Origin of the sequence: Treponema sp. UBA753, from assembly GCF_002297325.1 — a bacterium.
Lineage (GTDB): Bacteria > Spirochaetota > Spirochaetia > Treponematales > Treponemataceae > Treponema_D.
The window spans coordinates 28,298-31,153 of record NZ_DBKJ01000129.1 but is presented as its reverse complement, the minus strand read 5'-3'; the positions used below and the strand labels follow the sequence as shown (position 1 = coordinate 31,153).

General features: G+C 41.6%; 3 protein-coding genes. All 3 read left to right on the top strand.

Features of this window, described 5'->3' with window-relative positions:
• Positions 1-152: 152 nt before the first annotated feature.
• Positions 153-614 (top strand): flagellar basal body rod protein FlgC, encoded by a 462-nt coding sequence (flgC, locus tag B4C08_RS10305; RefSeq protein ID WP_288605183.1) that lies wholly within the window; start codon positions 153-155, stop codon positions 612-614.
• Positions 615-643: 29 nt separating this feature from the next.
• Positions 644-994 (top strand): flagellar hook-basal body complex protein FliE, encoded by a 351-nt coding sequence (gene fliE / locus B4C08_RS10300; protein ID WP_296665107.1) that lies wholly within the window; start codon positions 644-646, stop codon positions 992-994.
• 258 nt (positions 995-1,252) lie between these two features.
• Positions 1,253-2,856, top strand: a 1,604-nt coding sequence (gene fliF / locus B4C08_RS10295; RefSeq protein WP_296665105.1) for a flagellar basal-body MS-ring/collar protein FliF, incomplete at its 3' end; no start/stop codon positions are given.

Below are 2,856 nucleotides of genomic sequence, written 5' to 3'. Positions count from 1 at the left end.
AATGTTGATGCAGAGCAGGAAGCAATGAATGTTGTTCAGATTCAGATGCAGTACCGCCTTTTGACCCAGCTTATGAATTTTGAGTTTTCACAGGTCAAGACGGCTATGAAGTCAATATAGTTTATTTTTAGTATTGAGTTTTGGAGAAAAGTATGGGATTATTTACAAGCATAAACATAGCGGCAACAGGAATGAGCGTGGAGCGTCTGCGCACTGATGTCATTTCAAACAATATTGCGAATGCGACAACAACTCGTACTCAGGAAGGCGGAGCTTACCGCAAGCAGAGCGTGATTGTTGAGCCTATCGCTTCTTCAAATCCTCAGTGGAGATTTCCTTTTGTGGATTCAGAACTGGACAACGGACCTGGAAAAGGCGTTCGTGTTCGTGAAATCGTAAAAGACAGCGAGCAGGGCAGAATGGTTTACGATCCGAGCCACCCGGATGCGATTCAGTCTGGACCGAACAAAGGCTACGTTGAATATCCTAACGTGAATATTGTAAATGAAATGGTGAACATGATAAGCGCGAACCGTGCTTATGAGGCCAACAGTTCTGTTATTCAGGGCAGTAAGGAAATGTTTGCCTCTGCTTTGGAGATTGCAAGCCGCTAGCCGCAGTTAATCAGTAAACGGGAGGAACTATGAATCTTTCTTTTGGCTCAATGGAGCTTAACAGGTCAAATGTGTCTCATCTTGGGACTTCGGCTATTGGAAATGTCAGCAAGGCTTTAAAGGGAAACGAAAACGCTTCTGTTGACGGAGTTGAAAAGAAAGAGTCGTTTAGAACTTACCTTCTTGAAGCTGTAAACGAAATGAACAGCCAGCAGCTTAATGTTTCTGCCCTTCAGGAAAAAGTCATAACAGATCCTGACAGTGTGGACATCCATGATGTTACAACTGCCATGGCAAAAGCCCAGATGTCGCTGGATCTTGCGCAGAATGTAATCGATCGTCTTGTAAAAGGATGGAATGAACTTTCTCAGAATAGATAATGAGTTAGTTTGCTGAAAAGTTTTGTTGTCAAATTTAAGAATTTGTGTTATACTGTCCTATCTTTTTATGCAGGTGGGACAGCATAAAATAGAAATAAGTTTTTTCTAAAAACTCACTTTACAGTTCGTTTTTAGAAAAAACGCGAGTTTTAATTCGCTGTAATAGCACCGATTAAAACATCGCATTATTAGAGTTGCCTATAAAAACTGAAGTTTTTATAGGCTTCCATAAAATGAGTTCGTTCATGGGAGGGGAATATGAACGAATGGTTCAAGAAAAATTTAGAAACCATTAAAGAAAAATGGGCGAAGTGGACAACTCTCCAAAAAGCTATTGTAATTGCCATTGTTGTGGTTGCTATAGCGGTGATTGTTCTTATGGCTTCTATGTCGTCTCGTCCTTCCACAGTACGCCTTTTTAACGGTCCGGTAAACGATGAAAAGGAACGGGAGCTTATTCTTTCCCGCCTTGATCAGGACAATGTAAAGGCCTATGTTTCATCTGACAATTATATTTCTGTAGAAAACAGCGATATTGCAAAAAAATACAGAAGCCGCCTCATTGCAGAAGGCTATGCTCCGTCTAGCCTTGATGCCTATAGCCTTTTTGATGTTACGCGGTGGTCAAGAACAGACTTTGATGACAAGGTAAACTGGCAGCGTGCGACAGAGACAGCCTTAAAGCAGCAGCTTGAGTCTTTGGACGGAATCCAGCGCGCGGAAGTAAATCTTGTGCTTCCTGATGAAGCTTTGTACACGGATAACCAGAATCCTACATCTGCAGGCATTGTTTTGTACGCCAAAGGAAACAGCGATGTTCTTACAGACAAGCGAAAAATCCGCGGAATTCAAAACCTTATAAAAGCCTGTGTAGAAGGTTTGCGCGATGAAAATATTGTAATTAACGACGGCTCTTCAAATACGCAGATAAATGACTTTGAAGGCATGGCAGAAAGCGACCGCATTTCAAATATAGAAAAACAGAGAAAGCTTATTCTTAAGCAGGAAACTATATATACAGGTTCTGTTCTTAAAGCGTTGAAGGGAACTTTCTCTGACGACCGTGTAAGAGTTGCTAATATTAAAATTGACATGAATATGTCTGAGCGCACAACTACTTCAAGGGAATACAGCGGAATCACAATCCGTCCTGACAACCCGAACACGCCTTATGATGACTCTGAAATTGTAAACAGCCTTACATTGTCGGAAGAAACTGTAAATAAGTCGTTTACAGGAACCGGCTACAATCCTGAAGGTCCGGCTGGAGTTGAAGGTCAGAATCCTCCAGTTTACAGCGATATGTCAAATGTTGTGGGAAAATCCACAGAAGAAGGCGTAAAACGAAATTATGCGCTGAACGAAAAAAACATTTCTGAAATTACAAGCCCTCAGATTGACCGTATTACAGTTTCTGTAAACATCGACGGCCAGTGGCGCAAAGTTTATGATGAAAACAACCGTCCTATTCTTGAAAATGGACATTTAAAGCGCGAGTATATTCCTCTTACTAAAGAGCAGCTTGCTGATGCAGTAAGGCTTGTTCAGGATGCTGTGGGTTATAACAAAGCTAGAGGAGACAGCGTTACAATTACAAATATTCAGTTTGACAGAACAGAAGAACAGGAAAAAGAAGATCTGGCTTATATTGCGCAGCTTAACAGAAACCGCACAATTATGTTTAGCCTGATTGGAATTGCTATAATTCTTATTGCGTTCATTGCGTTCCGTATTATCAGTAGAGAAATTGAACGCCGCCGCCGCCTTGCAGAGGAAGCTAGAATTCGTCAGCAGGAAGAAGAAAGGCAGAGAGCGCTTCTTGAAGCCCAGCAGCAGGGAATGGAAGTTACAATGTCTGTTGA